Annotated in this window: 1 protein-coding gene; it reads left to right on the plus strand. The window is 52.4% G+C overall.

What is annotated here, in order from left to right; all coding sequences use genetic code 11:
• Positions 1 to 129: 129 nt before the first annotated feature.
• A partial coding sequence (locus LZP73_RS19720; protein WP_234236609.1) for a DUF2190 family protein occupies positions 130 to 315 on the plus strand: 186 nt, incomplete at its 3' end.

The following is a 315-nucleotide window of genomic DNA, read 5'->3' on the forward strand; positions in this document are numbered from 1 at the left end:
CGCGCCAGTTGATCACCGCGGTCTGGTGAAATGTACGGCGTAAACGTCGCAGATAACAACTCTGATGGCCCGTAAGGGCTTTTTTTGTACCTGAAATCAGCCCCTGAACGGGGCTGTGCGGAGACAGTTATGGCAAAGAATTTTGTAGAAGAAGGAAAAACGGTGGCGATTGTTGCCAGTGCAGCCATCAGCAGCGGAGATCTGGTGCAGGTGGGTGATGTTTTTGCGGTGGCGCTGACCGATATTCCACAGGGTGAAACAGGCGACGGCATGACCGAAGGTGTGTTTATGCTGCCTAAGCTGAAAACGGATGAT

Origin of the sequence: Shewanella sp. AS16 (assembly GCF_021412365.1) — a bacterium.
GTDB classification, from domain to species: Bacteria; Pseudomonadota; Gammaproteobacteria; order Enterobacterales; family Shewanellaceae; genus Shewanella; species Shewanella salipaludis.